We start from the raw sequence: 17,079 nt of genomic DNA on the forward strand, positions 1-17,079 counted from the left end.
TCCATGAATTACCTCGCTTATATTTCCTTAGCTGTTTATTTTATTGCTATGCTCGCCATTGGTTTATTCGCTTACAAAAAATCCACCAGCGATGTGTCTGGCTATATTCTGGGTGGCCGCAAGGTAAGTCCACAGGTGACTGCACTTTCAGCGGGGGCGTCTGACATGAGTGGCTGGATGCTCATGGGGCTTCCCGGCGCTATGTTTTTGGTTGGCTTCGAAACCATTTACATCGCACTCGGACTATTGATTGGTGCTCTAATCAATTACTTAATCGTCGCACCTAAACTTAGGGTCTATACCGAAGTGGCGGATAACGCCCTCACTATTCCAGAGTTTTTTGCTAAACGCTTTGGTAATGCCAATAGCAGTATACGTATTATTGCCGCGGCGATAATTGTGATCTTCTTTACCTTGTATACCTCAGCGGGTTTAGTGGCTGGCGGTAAGTTATTTGAGTCGGCATTTGGCCTGAACTACGACTTAGGTTTAGTCGTCACCCTCGCTGTTGTGGTTTCTTATACTTTATTGGGCGGTTTCTTGGCTGTGAGCCTCACTGACTTTGTTCAAGGCTGTATCATGTTTATCGCCTTAGTCTTAGTCCCTGTAGTTGCATATCAGGAATTTACCAGCGCCGACAAGATGATGAACTTTGCCTATCAGTCGATTCCACACTTCACCGATGCGATGCAAAACGTCACTATGTTAGGGCTTATCTCGAGCCTATCTTGGGGACTCGGTTACTTTGGCCAACCGCATATTATTGTGCGTTTTATGGCGATTCGTTCAGTCGCTGACATTAAAACCGCCAGACACATAGGTATGGGCTGGATGACAGTGACCATAATTGGTGCACTGGCAACGGGCCTTGTCGGTATCGCTTACGCCAATAAATTTGGTATGAAGCTAACAGACCCTGAAACCATCTTTATCGTGTTTTCTGAGTTGTTGTTCCATCCGATCATTAGTGGCTTCTTACTGGCCGCCATTCTGGCCGCGATCATGAGCACCATTTCATCGCAGCTATTAGTGTCATCAAGCTCGCTAACGGAAGATATCTATCGCGTGATGTCGAAGAAAGAATCTACCGAAAAAGACATGGTGAAAATGGGTCGCTTTGGCGTAGCAGGCGTGGCAATTGTCGCAAGTCTACTGGCGCTCGACCGCTCTAGCAGTGTGCTGTCACTGGTGAGTAATGCATGGGCAGGATTCGGAGCCGCCTTTGGTCCGTTAGTTTTATTTAGCTTGTATAAAGCTAACTTAACTCACAAAGCCGCAATTGCGGGCATTGTCTCTGGCGCAGCTACCGTTCTATTTTGGATTTATGCACCGGTATTGGCAGATGGAAAAGCCTTAACCACAGTGGTGTATGAAATGATCCCCGGCTTTGCCGTGAGCAGTGTGGTGATTTGGATAGTCTCGTTACTCGATACTGATCCCTGTGCCAAAACCACTAAATTATTCCATAAGGCTGGCCGTGTTTTAGCCGAAGACAGATGAGGCGCGCAGGTATGACTGACTTACCCTGGAAACGCATTGTCGTTAAGGTAGGTAGTGCCCTGATTGCACCCCACAAACAAGGTTGCAGCAGCCACTACTTACTCGGCATTGCCCAATTTATTACTTATTGTCGTGCCCAAGGGATCCAAGTTGTCTTGGTCTCTTCGGGCTCAGTCGCCGCGGGATGGCATCACTTTGGCGAGGTTGATAAACCTAGCGTCACAGTGAAGAAAGCCATGGCAGCAGCTGGTCAGGCCGATATGATGGCCACATGGAACAAGTTATTTGATTTCCCGACCGCACAGCTACTGTTAACCCACGGTGATTTACGCAATCGAGATCGTTACATCAGTATTAAAGATACGATTTTCAGCCTACTCGAACATGGGCTACTGCCTATCATCAACGAGAACGATGCCGTGACCGCCGACAAGCTCAAAGTTGGCGATAACGATAATCTCTCGGCCATGGTAGCCGCAGCGGCCGATGCCGATACCCTGATTATCTGTTCGGATGTGAATGGGCTTTACACACAAAACCCCCATGAAAATCCCGATGCACAGCTTATCAAGCAGGTGACCGAGATTAATGCCGAAATCTACGCCATGGCAGGCGGCGCCAGCAGTGCCGTCGGCACTGGTGGTATGCGGACTAAGATACAAGCCGCCAAAAAGGCAATTTCCCACGGGATCGAAACCTTTATTATCAATGGTTTTGATGCTGACTCATTCAACCAATTGTTGAAGGGCCAAAACCCAGGAACCTTATTTACCCCCGATGAAAAGCCAATGCAAGATCACTTGCACTGGATGACACATACCTCGCAGGCTCAGGGCGAAGTCATTGTTGAAAATGACTTTAATATCTCCCTCGATATCCATAGCGAGCAATTGACCAGCGACGATGTCGTTGCCATCAATGGGGACTTTTCTGCCGGTGACACCATTTTAGTACGCAAAGGTGATGGTACTAAATTGGCCAAGGCCAAATCCAATTACAGCAGTTGTTTACTTAGCTTTATTACGGACCAAGACGATCGCGAGTTTGCCAGTGAATTTCAGCAAAAGACTGGACCGATCATTTCCGAGAAAAATATCGCCATTCTCGAATAAGCATCAGCCGAATAAATATGAGTGAGTAAACATCTAAGCGGAGTAAATATGACTTTAATCAAAAACTTATCTCAAGAAGCTGCTAAAGCGGCTCTTATTCTCGCCCAAGTTGACGAACAGCTTAAAAATACTGTACTCCTCGACATGGCGCGTTCATTACGTGAAAAGTCCTACGAAATCCAAAGCGCTAACTTGATTGACCTACACAGAGCAACAGCCGATAACCTTGCCCCTGCTATGCTCGACCGCTTAACGCTAACACCAGAACGCGTAGAAGCCATGGCAGTAGGGATTGAAACCATCGCTGCCTTGCCCGATCCCATTGGCAATGAACGTTATATTGGTCAACGACCTAACGGTTTATCCATCAGCAAGATGCGCGTGCCATTAGGCGTGGTTTGTATGATTTATGAAGCGCGTCCGAATGTGACTGCCGATGCAGGTGCCCTGTGCTTTAAATCCGGTAATGCCGTGATTTTGCGCGGTGGTAAAGAGGCGCTGCACACCAGTAAAATTATCGCCACCATTTTGCAAAGCGTATTGAAACAGTACGGCTTGCCCGAGGCGTTAATCACTGTAGTGCCCGATCCTGACCGTGCCCTGATGTTGGAACTGATGCAGCAACGAGATTATATCGATGTGATCATTCCCCGTGGCGGCGAAGGCTTGATCAACTTTGTGTCTGACAACAGTAAAATCCCAGTGATCCAGCATTTTAAAGGCGTGTGTCATTTATACGTCGATAAAGATGCCGATCTGGATATTGCGTTGGACTTACTGCTCAACGGTAAAACCCAGCGCACAGGCGTGTGTAATGCCCTCGAAGCGCTCTTAGTGCACCAAGAAATTGCCGCGCAATTTCTGCCTAAAGTGGCCAAAGCGCTAGCCGAGCATAAGGTTAAAATCAACGCTTGTACTCAATCCGGTGGCTACTTCGAAAACTGTACTTATATGGAAGAAGACGATTTCGGCCAAGAGTATTTAGATCTCGAAATTGCCATTCGCCAAGTCGATCACTTCGACCATGCAATCCAACATATTGCCCGCTTTGGTAGCCAGCACACCGAAGTGATTTGCACCGAAAACGAAGTCACTGCCGCACGCTTCCAACGTGCAGTCGATGCTTCAGTGGTGATGGTCAATGCTTCTTCGCGCTTCTCCGACGGCAGCGAACTCGGTCTTGGCGCCGAAATTGGCATCGCGACCTCTAAGCTACATGCCTACGGCCCAATGGGGCTCGAATCCTTGACCGCTGAGAAGTATTTAGTCTCAGGCACAGGCCAAGTACGGGCATAAACCGAGAATGTAAATCACACTTTTAGGCTTAATACGTCGGTTGGATTTCGATTCGATTGTAAAGATTAAAGGCCACAGTCGGTAACGACTGTGGCCTTTTTATTGGCTAAGAGAACTTGAGTCACAACAGCTTTTGTTCAAAGTCGCTGGCCCGAAACCGAGTTATAGTAAGGCATGCGCTAAAAGTGCCACACCCACCGCGACCGCTTATCACAGCTCGCTGACAAACCATTCGCCAATAAGTTACAACCCTGCTTCAACAATTTACACATTGGGCATATTGCATTTATTTTCAACAAACCTATTATGCGATCGATTCTCATTTGCAACTATATGCTTTATTTGCACTCAGGATCGCCAATCATCATTTAATCTGAAATCGCCTGAAAGGATTGAAATACCATGCCTCCCCTATCTGTTTTAACGTCTTGGCGCTCGCCATTGATCCCTGTACTTCTCAGCACACTTACTCTGACGGTTCAAGCCAATACTGACCCTAAGCAAGATGAGAAAAAAGATACAGAACAGATAGAAAGATTGAACGTGGTAGGGACATACACCCGCGCAGCAATGAATAGCGCCACGGGTTTGTCTATGTCACTCAAAGAAACCCCACAAAGCGTCACTTTGATTACCGAAGAGATGATTAGCGACAAAGGTTTGGTCACTATGGAGTCAGTGTTAAATCACACTCCTGGCGTGACTATGGTGGGCGATGCCTCTGAAAATAGTCAGATATTCGTGCGCGGCTATGCACTCGACAGCGGGGTGCAAATTGACGGCTTAATCACGACCTCTTCATCCCATGTTTACAGCGGCTCAATAGATCAAGGTTTAGACCCTGTAATTGCCGAACGGGTTGAAGTATTAAAAGGTGCGGCTGGGATCTTAAGCGGTTTAGGTGAACCTTCTGCCACGGTTAATTTTATTCGTAAACGCCCAACGGATGACACCCGTGCCACGGCAAGTATCAGTTATGGCTCATGGAATACCTATAGATTAGAGGCCGATGTTTCTGGCTGGCTAACGGATTCTGGCAATGTGAAAGGTCGATTCGTGAGTGCGGTGAAGAAAGGCGATTCATTTATCGACCGCTATCAGCGCGATACCACTGTGCTTTATGGCGTAGTTGAAACGAGTCTCGGCATAGATACTAGCCTATCACTGTTTGCGGACTATCAAAAATCGCAAACCGACGGCGTGTATAACTGGAACTCTAATCCCGCATTTTATACCGATGGCACAGCTGTCGATTTTGGCCGCAGCTATTCCAGCTCACAGGACTGGACCCATTGGGATGTGACCCAAAATAGTCTCATGGCCGAATTTAAACATAGATTCGATAACGACTGGTCACTCGTCAGTGCCTATCGTATTGCCAACGCCACCATAGACGCATTGGCCTTTTACCCTGGCGATTATATTGTCAAATCAACCGGCGAATTTGTTGGCCCTTGGGGCGATACCTATGCCGCCCAGCATGATCGCGAATCCGATACCAACAGCTTCAACCTGTACGCCACGGGTAACTTCGACTTACTCGGCCGTGAACATAGTGCGGTGATCGGTTTTAACTATGGTGACAACGAGTTTGATAACATCAACACAAACTCCGCACGCCAACGTCGCTATAACGTGGCGGATCAAGGCCATTATCCCAAGCCTAATCTGCCTAATTCACCCACCAATGGCCAAACCAATGAGCAAAGCCAATCGGGTGTTTACGGCACTGTCCGTGTCAATGTGTTGGATTCACTGAAATTAATGGTCGGTGGACGCGTAAGTAACTGGTCCTATGAAAAGCATGATCTCGTGGGTAACAGCACAGATGCGACCATGGAAAAAACCGGTATTTTCATCCCCTACTATGGCCTAGTCTACGATGTGACCGAACAAATCTCTGTCTATGCCAGCCGTACTGAAATCTTCAAACCTGGCACCTATTTTGGTGAAGATGGCCAACTGCTCGAACCCGCAGAAGGCACCAACGTCGAAGGCGGCATCAAGGTCGCACTGTTCGATGACACACTCAATATGTCAGCGGCCATCTACGAAACCAATAAAGACAACGAACCCGAATATGCGGGTAAAGGTCAGCTCCCTTCTGGGGATTCTATCTACGAAAGTGTGGATGGCATTACCACCAAGGGCTACGAGTTAGAAATTGCCGGACGGCTTACCGACTTATGGGATATCAGTGGCGGTTATACCCATAACGACGCGGAAGATGAAGATGGCCTACGTCGTCAAACTTATCTACCCGAAGATATTTTCAAACTCACCACTAAATATAACTTTGAAGACATTCTGCCGGGCATTACTGCGGGCGCAAGCTGGCGCTGGCAGAGCAGCACTTTCTATCAAGGCACTATTTATGGCGTCGATGGCGCGCCGAATGTGGCTTATCGCCAAACACAATCAGCCTACTCACTCGTCGACTTAATGTTTGGCTACCAAATAACACCGTCGATTTCGATGCAAGTGAACATTAACAATATTTTCGACAAAAACTATAACCGCTCACTCTGGGGTTACGCAGACTTTGGCGAGCCACGTAATGCCACGCTGTCACTACGTTGGACACTGTAAAAATTTGCACGCTACCCTAAACAACATTAAGGATAATTATATGAAACAAGCATTTGCAATACTTACTTTACTCGGTGGAATCGCCTTTTCGGCTCAAGCGCATGAAGTGTGGCTTGAGCGTAATACCGATGGTTCGGTTAAAGTGCAATTTGGCGAACCGGGTTCAGAGCAAGCTTCGGCAGAAGAGTTAGCATCCTTAAGCGCGGCAAGGATTTTCGATGCCAATGCCAAAGCACCGCTGACCGCCACAGCGCAGGCCGATCATCTACTGGTTAAAACACGCGATGGCAAGAGTGACGTCAGCTTCTATGCCGATACCGCGTGGCAACCCTGGAAAACCGAGACAGGACTACAAGCCGCAATACTCTATGCCCGCACGGGACAAGAACACACCAAAGCGCTGCAAGATTTTGAATTTACGCCAGTAAAGTCAGGTACACCCGAGTTTGTGCTTAGCTATAAAGGCGCGCCACTGGTGAATCATCCAGTACAAGTTTATCGCCCCGGTTTTTGGAGCAAGTCTTTCACCACAGATGCCCAAGGTAAGTTCGCCCTCGATACCCCAGATGCAGGCCGCTACTTGCTCGTCAGTAACCACACCACAGAAGGCAAACAAACACTGGCTGGCAACGAAGTTGATAGTGTTTTACACATCACCACCACGAGTTTTATCACTCAGTAATGATCTTAATAGTGAGATGGAGTTAACGTGCGGTATTTAATGATAGGTTTATACCTACTGTGTTTTGCAGTCCACGCAAACGCAGTACCAGTAACAGTTGCCTTGCCCCAAACAGGCAATACCAATGAACTTTTGCCACTCAGTGGCTCCATTAAATCCGCACGGGTGGCCCGCTTATCGGCTCGCACCGATGGCCTAGTCGCCAAAGTGTTGGTCGATGCGGGATCGCAAGTCCGCGCTGGCCAGCCTCTACTCGCACTCGATGACACCTTAGCCGTACACCAATTAGCACAGCGTCAGGCCGATGTAATGGCCGCTAAGACCATGCTGCTAGAAAAACAGCGGCTCCTCACCGAGGCGCAAACGCTCAGTTCTCAGCAATTATTCCCCGAAACGGAGCGCGCGATTCGTCAAGCGGCGTTAACCGAAGCCGAAGCTAATCTGCAGAGTTTAACGGCAGCATTAGCACACCAAAAAGAGGTGGTCGCCCGCCACCAACTGATCGCGCCGTTTGCGGGAGTGATTGCAAGCAAACAAACTGAAATCGGTGAATGGGTCAATGTCGGCACAGAAATCTTCACCTTAGTGTCCCAAGAGCAGCTCTGGCTCGATATTCAAGTCCCACAGGAAATGTTCCAAAACATAGCCACAGCAACTCAAGTCGATATTGCCGCAGATATGCTGCCTGAACAGCAGTTTATCGGCCATGTGAATGCACTCGTCCCCGTGAGCGACCACAATGCTCGCAGCTTCTTGGTGCGCTTAACCATTCCTGATGCGAGTGGACTTTTGATGCCCGGCACATCGGCCACTGCGACCTTCCACTTACAGCGGGCGCAACACAGTGTTGTCGTGCCGCAAGATGCGCTAGTCCGTCACCCGGACGGCCAGTTCAGTGTCTTTACCGTGCAAAACAACATAGCCCAACGGCATACCGTTCAAGTGGGCCATACGAGCGCCATCGGAATTGAAATCCTCAGCCCATTACCTAAAGATGCGCCCGTAGTGATCCGCGGTAACGAGAGCCTACAAGACCAACAGCCAGTCTCTGTACTCAACTCTGCAGTAGGAGGTTAGTGGGATGCTGAAGTTTGGAATTAAACATGGCACCTTACTGTCGGTCATAGTCCTGATATTTTGCGTATTGGGCACGGCTGTAGCACTGCGTATCCCAATCCAAATGATCCCCGACTTAGATGTGCGCACCATCAGCGTGGCCACAGGTTGGCCGGGGGCAACGCCGCAAGACGTCGAGAAAGAAATTCTGCTTGAGCAGGAACGCTACCTGCGCACCCTGCCCAACTTACAACGCATGACATCTTGGGCAGATACGGGTTCGGCATGGATAGAACTCGAATTCCCCCAAAGCACTGAGATCAGCGATGCGCTTATTCGTGTTAGCAATGCGCTCAGTCAAGTGTCGTCTTATCCAGAAAACGTCGATCAACCAAGGCTTTACAGCAGTTCATATTCAGACAACGCTTTCATGTATTTCCGCCTCGTGCCTGTCGCGGGGAACCCGCTGAATCTAGATATAGACATGATGCGCGATTTCGCTAACGATTTCATTCGCCCACAAATGGAGCGCGTCAAAGGCGTTTCCTCCGTCACTATTCAAGGCGGCGCTGAACGGCAAATTCAAATACGGCTCGATCCCGCCAAACTCGCCCAACGCGGCATCAGCATTATGGACGTGCGCCAAGCCATTCGAGATCGCAACAAGGACACGTCTGCGGGCGATATCGACAGTGGTAAAAAACGTTATTTACTGCGGGTAATTGGCCGTTTTGAGGATTTAAATCAACTTAAGCAACTGATTTTAAAACGCCAAGGTAATACGAATATTCTGCTGCAAGACGTGGCCGAGATAAAACTCGACCACGCCGAGATCCGCGAACTGTCCTTTGCCGAACAAGAACGTACCCTCAGCTTAGCGGTCAAACGGGATGTCGGTTCTAACGTTATCGCCATCAAAGATGCCATGATGCCCGTGATAGCGCAGATCAATCAAAATCAACTCGCCCAGCACGCCATGCAGTTAGAGTTATTCAGTGATGATGTGCGCTATGTGCAAGATTCTGTTGCAAATGTGTGGGTCAATTTAGGCCTAGGAGCCTTACTGGCAACCTTGGTCATGTATCTCTTCTTGCGCTCGAATCGAGCCACCCTGATTGGTGTTATCGGTATTCCGCTGTGTACCTTAGCCGCCTTCGTCGGGCTGCTGGTGTTTGATCGCACCATTAATGTCATTTCATTGGCGGGTGTTGCCTTTGCCATCGGCATGACGGTCGATAACAGCATTGTGGTGCTCGAAAGCATTGAACAAGCGCGCAGACGCGGATTAGATCGTCTCGAAGCAGCCATCAGTGGTATCTACGATGTGTGGCCCGCAGTATTAGCCTCGACACTCACCACAGTACTGGTGTTTGTACCCATTCTATTTATCAAACAAGAAGCGGGACAACTGTACTCGGATATCGCGATTGCCATCGCTTCATCCATTATCGCTTCTATGCTGGTCGCGGTGTTCATCGTACCCGCCGCTATTGCCCGTTTTGGTTTCGGTAAGATGCACTCGGCGCAGACAAACCAAAGTAAGCAGCCCAAAGCATCACGCATATTGAGCTTAGTCAGCCAGCTGGTACTGTCGGCAAGACGCCGCGCCGCTGTGATTATGCTCTCGCTCGCCTTAACGATTGGGCTAGCGGCTTGGCTTATGCCTCCGGCCGAATATTTACCCGAAGGTGAAGAACCAAAAGCCTTTACCTCTATGGTCGCACCGCCGGGTTACAACCTGTCGGAAATGGCTAAAATTGCTGAAGAATTAACGACTCAGCTATCGGCGAGAGTCAATGCAGAGGCGTCATCCTTTGAATCTGGTGAGCAAAAAATTCCGCCGCTAAAATACTATACCCTCAGCGTAGGTGTCGGCAGTATTTGGGTGATGAGCGAGCCCGTTCGCAGCCAAGATATGGATGCCATGATGAGCTCACTCACCGCCTTGTTTGAGCAATATCCGGGCATGCGCGCCTTTTCATCGCGGGGTTCGATTATTTCCAGCAACGATGGTGGCACCCGCGCTGTCGCCTTGGATATTTCTGGCCCGAATCAAGCCAGTCTCTATCGCGCTGCCGAAGCGGCGTATCAAGCGGCGGAAAAAGTATTTGCCGAGCCGCAGCTGTATTCAGACCCATCGACCTTATCGCTAGACCAACCGCTATGGCAGATTTCCCCTCGCTGGCAACGTCTTGTAGAACAAGATTTTAGCGGCAGCGAGTTTGGCTATGCGGTTTCGGCACTGAGCGATGGCGCCTATGTCGACGAGTTTTTCCTCAATGATAACAAGGTGGATATCTTTCTATTTAGTCTGGCAGGCAATCAACAGAGTCTGTCGCAATTGGCGCTCGCGCCGATAGTCACGCCTAAGGGTAATGTACTGCCACTGCAAGCCTTAGCCGACATTAGCGAGCAGATGGATAGCGACAGTTTACGCCGCGTCGATGGCCGCAGAACCGTGACCCTTTACATTATTCCGCCGCGCTCCATTGCGCTGGAAACCGCTGTGGCTAAGGTGCGGGAAGAACTAGTCCCCATCCTCTATCAACAAGGTGCGGTCGGCAAAGATGTCAGTTTAGACATTTCGGGCGCAGCCGATCAGCTCGAAGCGACAAAAGCGGCACTCTCCAGCAATTTTCTGGTCGCCGTGTTGATCATCTACTTGTTATTAGTCGCGATTTTTAATCACTGGGGTTATCCGTTATTTGTGCTGATCACTATCCCGCTCGGACTCGCAGGCGGGTTAGTCGGCTTACAAGCGCTTAATTCTATTGGCAGCTTATTTGCGTATCTTGGCGGCCAAGGTTGGCACCAACCCTTTGATATGATTACTATGCTTGGGTTTTTAATCCTACTCGGCACTGTCGTTAACAACCCAATTTTGATCGTGGAACAGAGCCGTAAAAACCTGCAATCGGGTCTGTTTAGTGTCGTTGATGCCGTCAAATCTGCCGTCGCTAATCGATTGCGACCGATTTTAATGTCTACCGCGACGACCTTGTTTGGCTTATTGCCGCTGGTGTTATTCCCTGGGGCTGGCAGTGAACTCTACCGCGGCGTTGGCATAGTGGTATTGGCAGGTCTTATCGTGGCAACGCTACTCAGCTTAACCTTTTTGCCCGCGCTGTTAATCTCTGTGTTGTCCTACACCAACAGGGCCAATTTAACCGCCAGTTCAGCCAAAGTGGCACACCATAATGACTGAGAAAATCACCATGACTCAGCCGTTAATACAAAGGCTAACGCGTTGGAAAAACACCACTATTTGGCGCGATAGCCTGCACATAGGTAATCGCTGTCTCGCGGCAACCTTTGGTGGCTATTTATTAAGTGCGGTAGCGACTATTTTGCTCGCGCAAATCCTGCCGTTATCTCAGGTTGATCGGGTGTTAACCGCCATGATGCTGTCATTTGCTGTGTACACCTGCGCCGTGATTTGGGTGTTCAGCGTTAAATCAACCTGGCGATACTGGCTGGATTTATTCACGCTTAGCAGTCTGCTGTATTTAGCTTACCTCGCCGCTAAAGCGTTTGATGCTACAAGTGCTCAAGGGAGTGGATTATGAAAGACTCCTTTTTTCGTTCAATGACTTGGCTACACACTTGGGTGGGATTACTCACCTGCTGGGTGTTGTTTCTGGTTTTTTTCGCCGGAACAGCGGCCTATTACCGTGCTGAAATCAACCTGTGGATGCAACCCGAAAACCACGGCAGCCAATATGATGCCAATGCGGATAATCAACAATTAATACTCAAGGGCCTCACGTCCTTGGCACAACAAGCGCCTGACGCTGAGTCGTGGTGGATTTACTTACCCACACAACGGGTGCCATTACTGACCTATGCATGGAGCGATCCCGCCGCTGAAGGACAGCGATTTGGTGATTATCATCAAGGCTTTATTAACCCTACGACAGGTGAAGCCTTACCTAAAGCACGGGAAAGCCGAGGGGGCGACTTTCTCTATCGACTGCATTTCGACTTGTACTATATGAGTGTGCTCACAGCGCGTTGGATTGTCGGCTTTTGCACTATGTTCATGTTGGTCGCCATCATCAGCGGGATAGTGATCCACAAACGTATTTTTAAGGATTTCTTTAGTTTTCGCCCCGGAAAAGGCCCGCGCTCTTGGTTAGATGCCCATGTCGCCAGCTCAGTGCTCGCATTGCCCTTTCATCTTATGATCACTTATACCGGCCTAGTGACCCTGATGTTTATGTATATGCCATGGGGACTTAACACGCAATATGGTGATGAAACTCAAGCCTTTTATTCGCAATGGAAACCCATTTACCAAACTCCCGCCGCCACTGGCACGCCAGCCACTATGCTCGATAGTCAGAGTTTACTCAGTGCGATTCACAGTGTCGTGGGTGAGTCACCAATTGAAGGCTTGCAGTTTGATAATCTCAACGACAGCAATGCCAGCGTAACAGTCAAAATCGCCCCTGAGCACAACTTAAATCAGCAAGCGCCTTGGTATCACTTGTCTACTGTGACAGGTACTGTGTTGGCGCAGTCGGCAGTGACTTCGGGAGCGAATCAAACCCAAAGTGCCATGATAGCCTTGCACAGTGGTCGCTTTGCTGGCCAAGGCCTACGTTTACTGTATTTACTGGCGGGATTAACGGGCTGCGTGATGATCGCCAGCGGCGCAATTATGTGGGCCGAAAAACTGGCACAAAAACAGCTTAAAAAAGATAAGAATCATAGCGGGCTCACGCTAGTGAACATGTTGAATCTCGCCACGTTTGCTGGCTTGCCCATAGCGCTAGCCTGTTATTTTTATGCCAATCGACTCTTACCCGTCACCTTTGTGGATAGAGAGAACTGGGAAATCCATTGTTTCTTTATCAGTTGGGCGTTAGTCGCATTGCTCGCCTGCTTCAAACGAGATAAACAAACATGGCAACGACTCTTTTTACTCACAGCCTTGCTCTATGGCCTGTTACCCCTGCTCAATGCCATGACTTCACAGTATCAGCTGATAAACAATCTACAGCGCCAAGCCTATGTTCTCGCAGGATTTGATCTCATGATGCTCGCGCTTGCAGCGCTGTTTTACATGGCAGCCAAACGCTTGCGTAGCCCTAAAAAAGTACTGGCTACAAGGGTAACCAAAGCGACGACAGAATTAGGAGTTGAATCATGACAGCCACAGTCGAATTGTTAACCTGTTTTATCGCCATGGGGCTGTTGGCCTTATCTTATTTTAGCCACCACCGCGCCGTGCGTAACCGCCCGTTAACCGATGCACAGGCACGCGGATTTCGCACCGCTGGTACTGCAACGCTCGTCCTGTGCTATTGGCTTGCCAGTCGTCACTACGGCCCCGCGTACGCCAGCGTATTACTGCTCGGCTGGGTGTGTTTAAGTTCGATAATCCTAGTGATTTTACTCAGTTACAAACCACGCTGGTTACAGCCCATATTGCCCGCCAGCACCGTAGTGTGTTTGCTCGGTTTGTTGTATTAATCCATGATTTTAAAAACCAAATGACGTCAATCAGGCTCAATACAGACAATTTTTACTACTGGAATTGATGCTGCTATCCGCTAACCATTAGCTAGATAATGGTTCTGATTGAAGCCAATCGCACCGTTAAATTCTAGACCTAGCATATTAATAAGCGACGCAGAAATGATTAAGCACTCTCATTCCAGTGACTCGCCGTGAATATATCCCTATAGGCTCGACGGCGGCATCCATGCCGCCAACGGTCACTTACATGCGAGTGCTTAATCTCGTTAATTCCTGAGACATCACAGTAAAACCAAATATTCTCGATGAAGCAGAAGAATTGACATTGATTGTTAGCCACAGTTTTTCAATAAAAAAGTAATCTCACGGAAATGAACATTTTATCTTCATGGATTACAAGCATTGTGACCGAAAGTACTTAAGAAGCTCTTCACCAGCGTCATCTAAACCATAGTATTCAAGAATTGAAAAAAGTAAGCCCTTTGATTCAAGTCTTGCGCATAAGAAACCTGCAATTTTCTGCAAATTTGGAGGTAAAACGTTGAGAATGTCTTCCACTCGAAATAAAGTATTTCCCGACCCAGTTAAGAGAGGTTTATGTTCTAGATAAATCTTTCCAATCTCACCAAACATGCAGGCTTCAGATGGTGACATTTCACCTATAACGCTCACTAAATCAAAAGAAGGAATAGAGGTAGCCTGCTTACCAATGATTGATTCAGCGATGATTCGAGCAATGGCGGATATTCTTTCAGTATCTGCTATTTTTATAGCTCGGCTAAATGCATTCTGCGAAAGATCAAAAAACTCTTCTGATTTTAAGTAGTCTTTATCTACAATTTGATCGCTTATGTAACTCAACTCATTGTTGATTTCGCTAAACATCGATTCAATACGACGCTGATATATTTCATTCGCCATTGAGTTGAAGTGAGAATCTAAAAAAGCACCAATAACAGGTAAGGACGCAACAACCGATTTAGTCCAAGGACTGTCACCATATTTATGAATCAAAGATTCAACTAAATCATTTGGATCTTTTTCTGCTAATTTATAACTTTCCATTCCTTCCTCCGATATGTTTAAACTCGATTCCGCCTATAACCACACTTCAAAAATTATCATTTAAAATCAAATAAATACGCGATCTTATGTAAATCATCTAATATAACAAATAGTTAAAGTCAAAAAATGCTAGCCAACACTTTTTGCTCAAGAAAACAAACCCAAAAGATATGACAGGCAAATCTCTTCGAGCCTAAATTTCATACCTGATGCCGCAGAATACTATTCCCCTCGGAGTTGCCGCAAGGCGAATGAAAATCGGTGATTTTCGCGCTTATGAGCGAGAGGCAAGGATTGCCGAACTGGAGTGCTTTACATGGATGTAAAGCGAGGACTTCGGAAGCGATAGCAAATTTGCCAATGAGCACAAGGAGCTTTCAACTCCGTTGGGGGCGTCATGGAGCATCCAAGGAGGATAGGACGAGCAGTCCTCCTTGGTCGGGTGTGGGGTGAAGCCCCACGACTTTCTCGGCCGTAAGGCCGCAAAACTCAACGTAAATCAAATAGTGATTTACGTTGCCCCATCACACTGTGACTTACCTGCTTGATAGCAACTTGGTTGACGTGGGCATACGGCGCCGCGGGAGCAAATAAGGCGGGCGTCGTTTTTAATCCCGCGTTCTATCCAGTTGATATTGAGGATTTTTGCGACGCTCACCAGATCGCTTTTAATGTGTTTTGGAATAGTGACTGAACCGCCGCTGGCGACACAGGCATTCTTCAAATCGTGGGCGATAGACAGGGCATCTTTACCTTGGGCTTCAATGGCTGGATTTAAATCGATACCGGCGCAGAGCACATGCGGGTTGCCAGCCGAGTCTTCGACTTTAATCGACTCGCAGCAGTAAATGCGTGGTTCGTTGCCGACGTTTAAAATCGAAATCTGTGCAGAAGTGCCGACCGTCGGCTCACTGATCATCCTAAAGACGGCCCAATGCTGACAAGGGTCTTCCACTAACCGCATATTGCCCCAAGGCAGTGGAATCCCGTTACCACGGTAAACGGCTTTGAGCTTGCCCGGTGCGTAAGCGTCGAAATAATGCCAATGAGGATAAGGAGATACCACTGTCATGCGCCGCATGGCGACTGAGGCTGACACTTGCAGTTGCTTGTGTACTTCAATCTCATAACCGTGGCGGTCGAGTAATTGGCGATAAGGCACTTTAGGGCACAGCAGCGCACCAGCGAAGAAGCTCGATTCAAAATCGCGCCACGCATGCAAAATATCCTGCGCGTTCAAGGTATTGGACTGCATACCCGCCTCTTCATCCACTTCTAATTTGCGGCCTGAGATCATCACACTCTTGAGGCCGTCCTTGTTGTGCAACACGCAATGACCTATGTGCACGGCTAAATCATATTTGAGTCTGTTGGGGCGATTTTTGAGGATTTTATTTACATAAATCGTGCTCGGCGGCTCAATAAATGAGGTGACCAACTGACGCGAACTCACGCCCATTTCATCGATAACTTCCTGCGGCGTACTATCTATCCATTTGATTTTTAATCCCATTCCCTTAGCGATATCCAACATATCGTCCAGAGATAAGGGCATACGTTTGAGGCCGACTTCTTCGGCGGCCCGTTCAAGATCGGGGAAATGATTTTGATGGTGTTCTTGATGGGCGCGGATCAATAAATGGGCAAACTGCCGACCAGAGATCCCTGTTTGCGACAGCATTTCTGGAATCGCGATTTGTAAAATATCATTGGAAAACAAAAAACTGGGTTCGAGCGCCATACCGCTTATGCCACCTCGGCGGCCCTTGTCTGGCGTAATGGCGTTTTCTTCAGGCACATCGTCTAAGAACCATTCGGCGTCTTTTTGAAAAACCGCGGCGATGACTGCCAGCATTCCGGCACTCGGCACTCGTTTTCCACGCTCGATCATCGACAAATATGACACAGAGGGCGCACTTCCGGCGTCGACTCGAATGCAGCGTGCCGACAAATCTTCCATAGTTAAATTATTACGTTTCCGTAGGTTACGTATTTTTGTGCCTAGGAAATGTGATTTTCTCATCAAGCTCTGGTCATTGCGCATTTTGTAAAATTCACAGTGTAAAATTTTTATTGTGAAATTGTAGTCAAAAAAAGACTAGACTACAAATCAAGCAATCAAGGAAAGGCTAATGCGAACAAGCTAAGCCATTCCAGTACAAGAAATGCTTAACCACTCCCACTAAAAGTGGCTAAGCACTCAAAGCGGACAAACCAAATTGAAGACAAACTTTGATAAGCCAAAAGTTAAATCAAAACCCTGAATTTTTTTTAAATTGAAAGAGTGAGAGGAACAAG

At 48.1% G+C, this 17,079-nt stretch carries 12 protein-coding genes; 10 read left to right on the top strand and 2 right to left on the bottom strand.

Features of this window, described 5'->3' with window-relative positions:
• Window positions 1-3: 3 nt before the first annotated feature.
• The 10 genes from putP to K5Q99_RS05140 all read left to right on the top strand — a co-directional run bounded on the left by putP (window position 4) and on the right by K5Q99_RS05140 (window position 13,710).
• Window positions 4-1,500 carry a sodium/proline symporter PutP gene (putP, locus tag K5Q99_RS05095; RefSeq protein WP_220776239.1) on the top strand — a complete coding sequence of 499 codons (1,497 nt, stop codon included), beginning with the start codon at window positions 4-6 and terminating at the stop codon, window positions 1,498-1,500.
• An 11-nt stretch (window positions 1,501-1,511) separates the two neighbouring features.
• Entirely contained in the window at window positions 1,512-2,612 is a 1,101-nt protein-coding gene (gene proB, locus K5Q99_RS05100; RefSeq protein ID WP_006079434.1) for a glutamate 5-kinase, read from the top strand.
• 48 nt (window positions 2,613-2,660) lie between these two features.
• A complete protein-coding gene (locus tag K5Q99_RS05105; RefSeq protein ID WP_220776240.1) occupies window positions 2,661-3,908 on the top strand; it encodes a glutamate-5-semialdehyde dehydrogenase in 1,248 nt (415 codons plus the stop codon).
• 402 nt (window positions 3,909-4,310) lie between these two features.
• Window positions 4,311-6,497, top strand: a complete 2,187-nt coding sequence (locus K5Q99_RS05110; RefSeq protein WP_220776241.1) for a TonB-dependent siderophore receptor — start codon at window positions 4,311-4,313, stop codon at window positions 6,495-6,497.
• Window positions 6,498-6,537: 40 nt separating this feature from the next.
• Window positions 6,538-7,179, top strand: coding sequence for a nickel transporter (locus tag K5Q99_RS05115; protein ID WP_106648917.1), 642 nt, complete (start codon window positions 6,538-6,540; stop codon window positions 7,177-7,179).
• Between the two features lie 27 nt (window positions 7,180-7,206).
• Window positions 7,207-8,256, top strand: a complete 1,050-nt coding sequence (locus tag K5Q99_RS05120) for an efflux RND transporter periplasmic adaptor subunit (RefSeq protein ID WP_220591517.1) — start codon at window positions 7,207-7,209, stop codon at window positions 8,254-8,256.
• 4 nt (window positions 8,257-8,260) lie between these two features.
• Window positions 8,261-11,440 (top strand): efflux RND transporter permease subunit, encoded by a 3,180-nt coding sequence (locus K5Q99_RS05125; protein ID WP_220776242.1) that lies wholly within the window; start codon window positions 8,261-8,263, stop codon window positions 11,438-11,440.
• Complete coding sequence (locus K5Q99_RS05130; RefSeq protein WP_220776243.1) at window positions 11,433-11,801, top strand: hypothetical protein; 369 nt, start codon at window positions 11,433-11,435, stop codon at window positions 11,799-11,801. The genes K5Q99_RS05125 and K5Q99_RS05130 overlap by 8 nt, the downstream gene beginning before the upstream one ends.
• The gene (locus K5Q99_RS05135; protein WP_220776244.1) at window positions 11,798-13,387 is read left to right on the top strand and encodes a PepSY-associated TM helix domain-containing protein; all 1,590 of its coding nucleotides are present in this window, start codon (window positions 11,798-11,800) and stop codon (window positions 13,385-13,387) included. Before K5Q99_RS05130 ends, K5Q99_RS05135 begins: the two co-directional genes overlap by 4 nt.
• Complete coding sequence (locus K5Q99_RS05140) at window positions 13,384-13,710, top strand: DUF3325 domain-containing protein (protein WP_012090624.1); 327 nt, start codon at window positions 13,384-13,386, stop codon at window positions 13,708-13,710. The genes K5Q99_RS05135 and K5Q99_RS05140 overlap by 4 nt, the downstream gene beginning before the upstream one ends.
• Before the next feature lie 399 nt (window positions 13,711-14,109).
• Here K5Q99_RS05140 and K5Q99_RS05145 read toward each other — a convergent pair whose 3' ends face one another.
• Window positions 14,110-14,781, bottom strand: a complete 672-nt coding sequence (locus K5Q99_RS05145) for a hypothetical protein (protein ID WP_220776245.1) — start codon at window positions 14,779-14,781, stop codon at window positions 14,110-14,112.
• 511 nt (window positions 14,782-15,292) lie between these two features.
• Window positions 15,293-16,825, bottom strand: a complete 1,533-nt coding sequence (locus K5Q99_RS05150) for a DUF3612 domain-containing protein (protein ID WP_219235088.1) — start codon at window positions 16,823-16,825, stop codon at window positions 15,293-15,295.
• Window positions 16,826-17,079 lie beyond the last annotated feature (254 nt).

Source organism: Shewanella hafniensis, assembly GCF_019655335.1.
GTDB classification, from domain to species: domain Bacteria; phylum Pseudomonadota; class Gammaproteobacteria; order Enterobacterales; family Shewanellaceae; genus Shewanella; species Shewanella hafniensis.

Coding starts and splice junctions, on each gene's coding strand:
- putP (WP_220776239.1), top strand. CDS start 4: ATGAATTACCTCGCTTATATTTCCTTAGCTGTTTATTTTATTGCTATG.
- proB (WP_006079434.1), top strand. CDS start 1,512: ATGACTGACTTACCCTGGAAACGCATTGTCGTTAAGGTAGGTAGTGCC.
- K5Q99_RS05105 (WP_220776240.1), top strand. CDS start 2,661: ATGACTTTAATCAAAAACTTATCTCAAGAAGCTGCTAAAGCGGCTCTT.
- K5Q99_RS05110 (WP_220776241.1), top strand. CDS start 4,311: ATGCCTCCCCTATCTGTTTTAACGTCTTGGCGCTCGCCATTGATCCCT.
- K5Q99_RS05115 (WP_106648917.1), top strand. CDS start 6,538: ATGAAACAAGCATTTGCAATACTTACTTTACTCGGTGGAATCGCCTTT.
- K5Q99_RS05125 (WP_220776242.1), top strand. CDS start 8,261: ATGCTGAAGTTTGGAATTAAACATGGCACCTTACTGTCGGTCATAGTC.
- K5Q99_RS05130 (WP_220776243.1), top strand. CDS start 11,433: ATGACTGAGAAAATCACCATGACTCAGCCGTTAATACAAAGGCTAACG.
- K5Q99_RS05135 (WP_220776244.1), top strand. CDS start 11,798: ATGAAAGACTCCTTTTTTCGTTCAATGACTTGGCTACACACTTGGGTG.
- K5Q99_RS05140 (WP_012090624.1), top strand. CDS start 13,384: ATGACAGCCACAGTCGAATTGTTAACCTGTTTTATCGCCATGGGGCTG.
- K5Q99_RS05145 (WP_220776245.1), bottom strand. CDS start 14,781: ATGGAAAGTTATAAATTAGCAGAAAAAGATCCAAATGATTTAGTTGAA.
- K5Q99_RS05150 (WP_219235088.1), bottom strand. CDS start 16,825: ATGCGCAATGACCAGAGCTTGATGAGAAAATCACATTTCCTAGGCACA.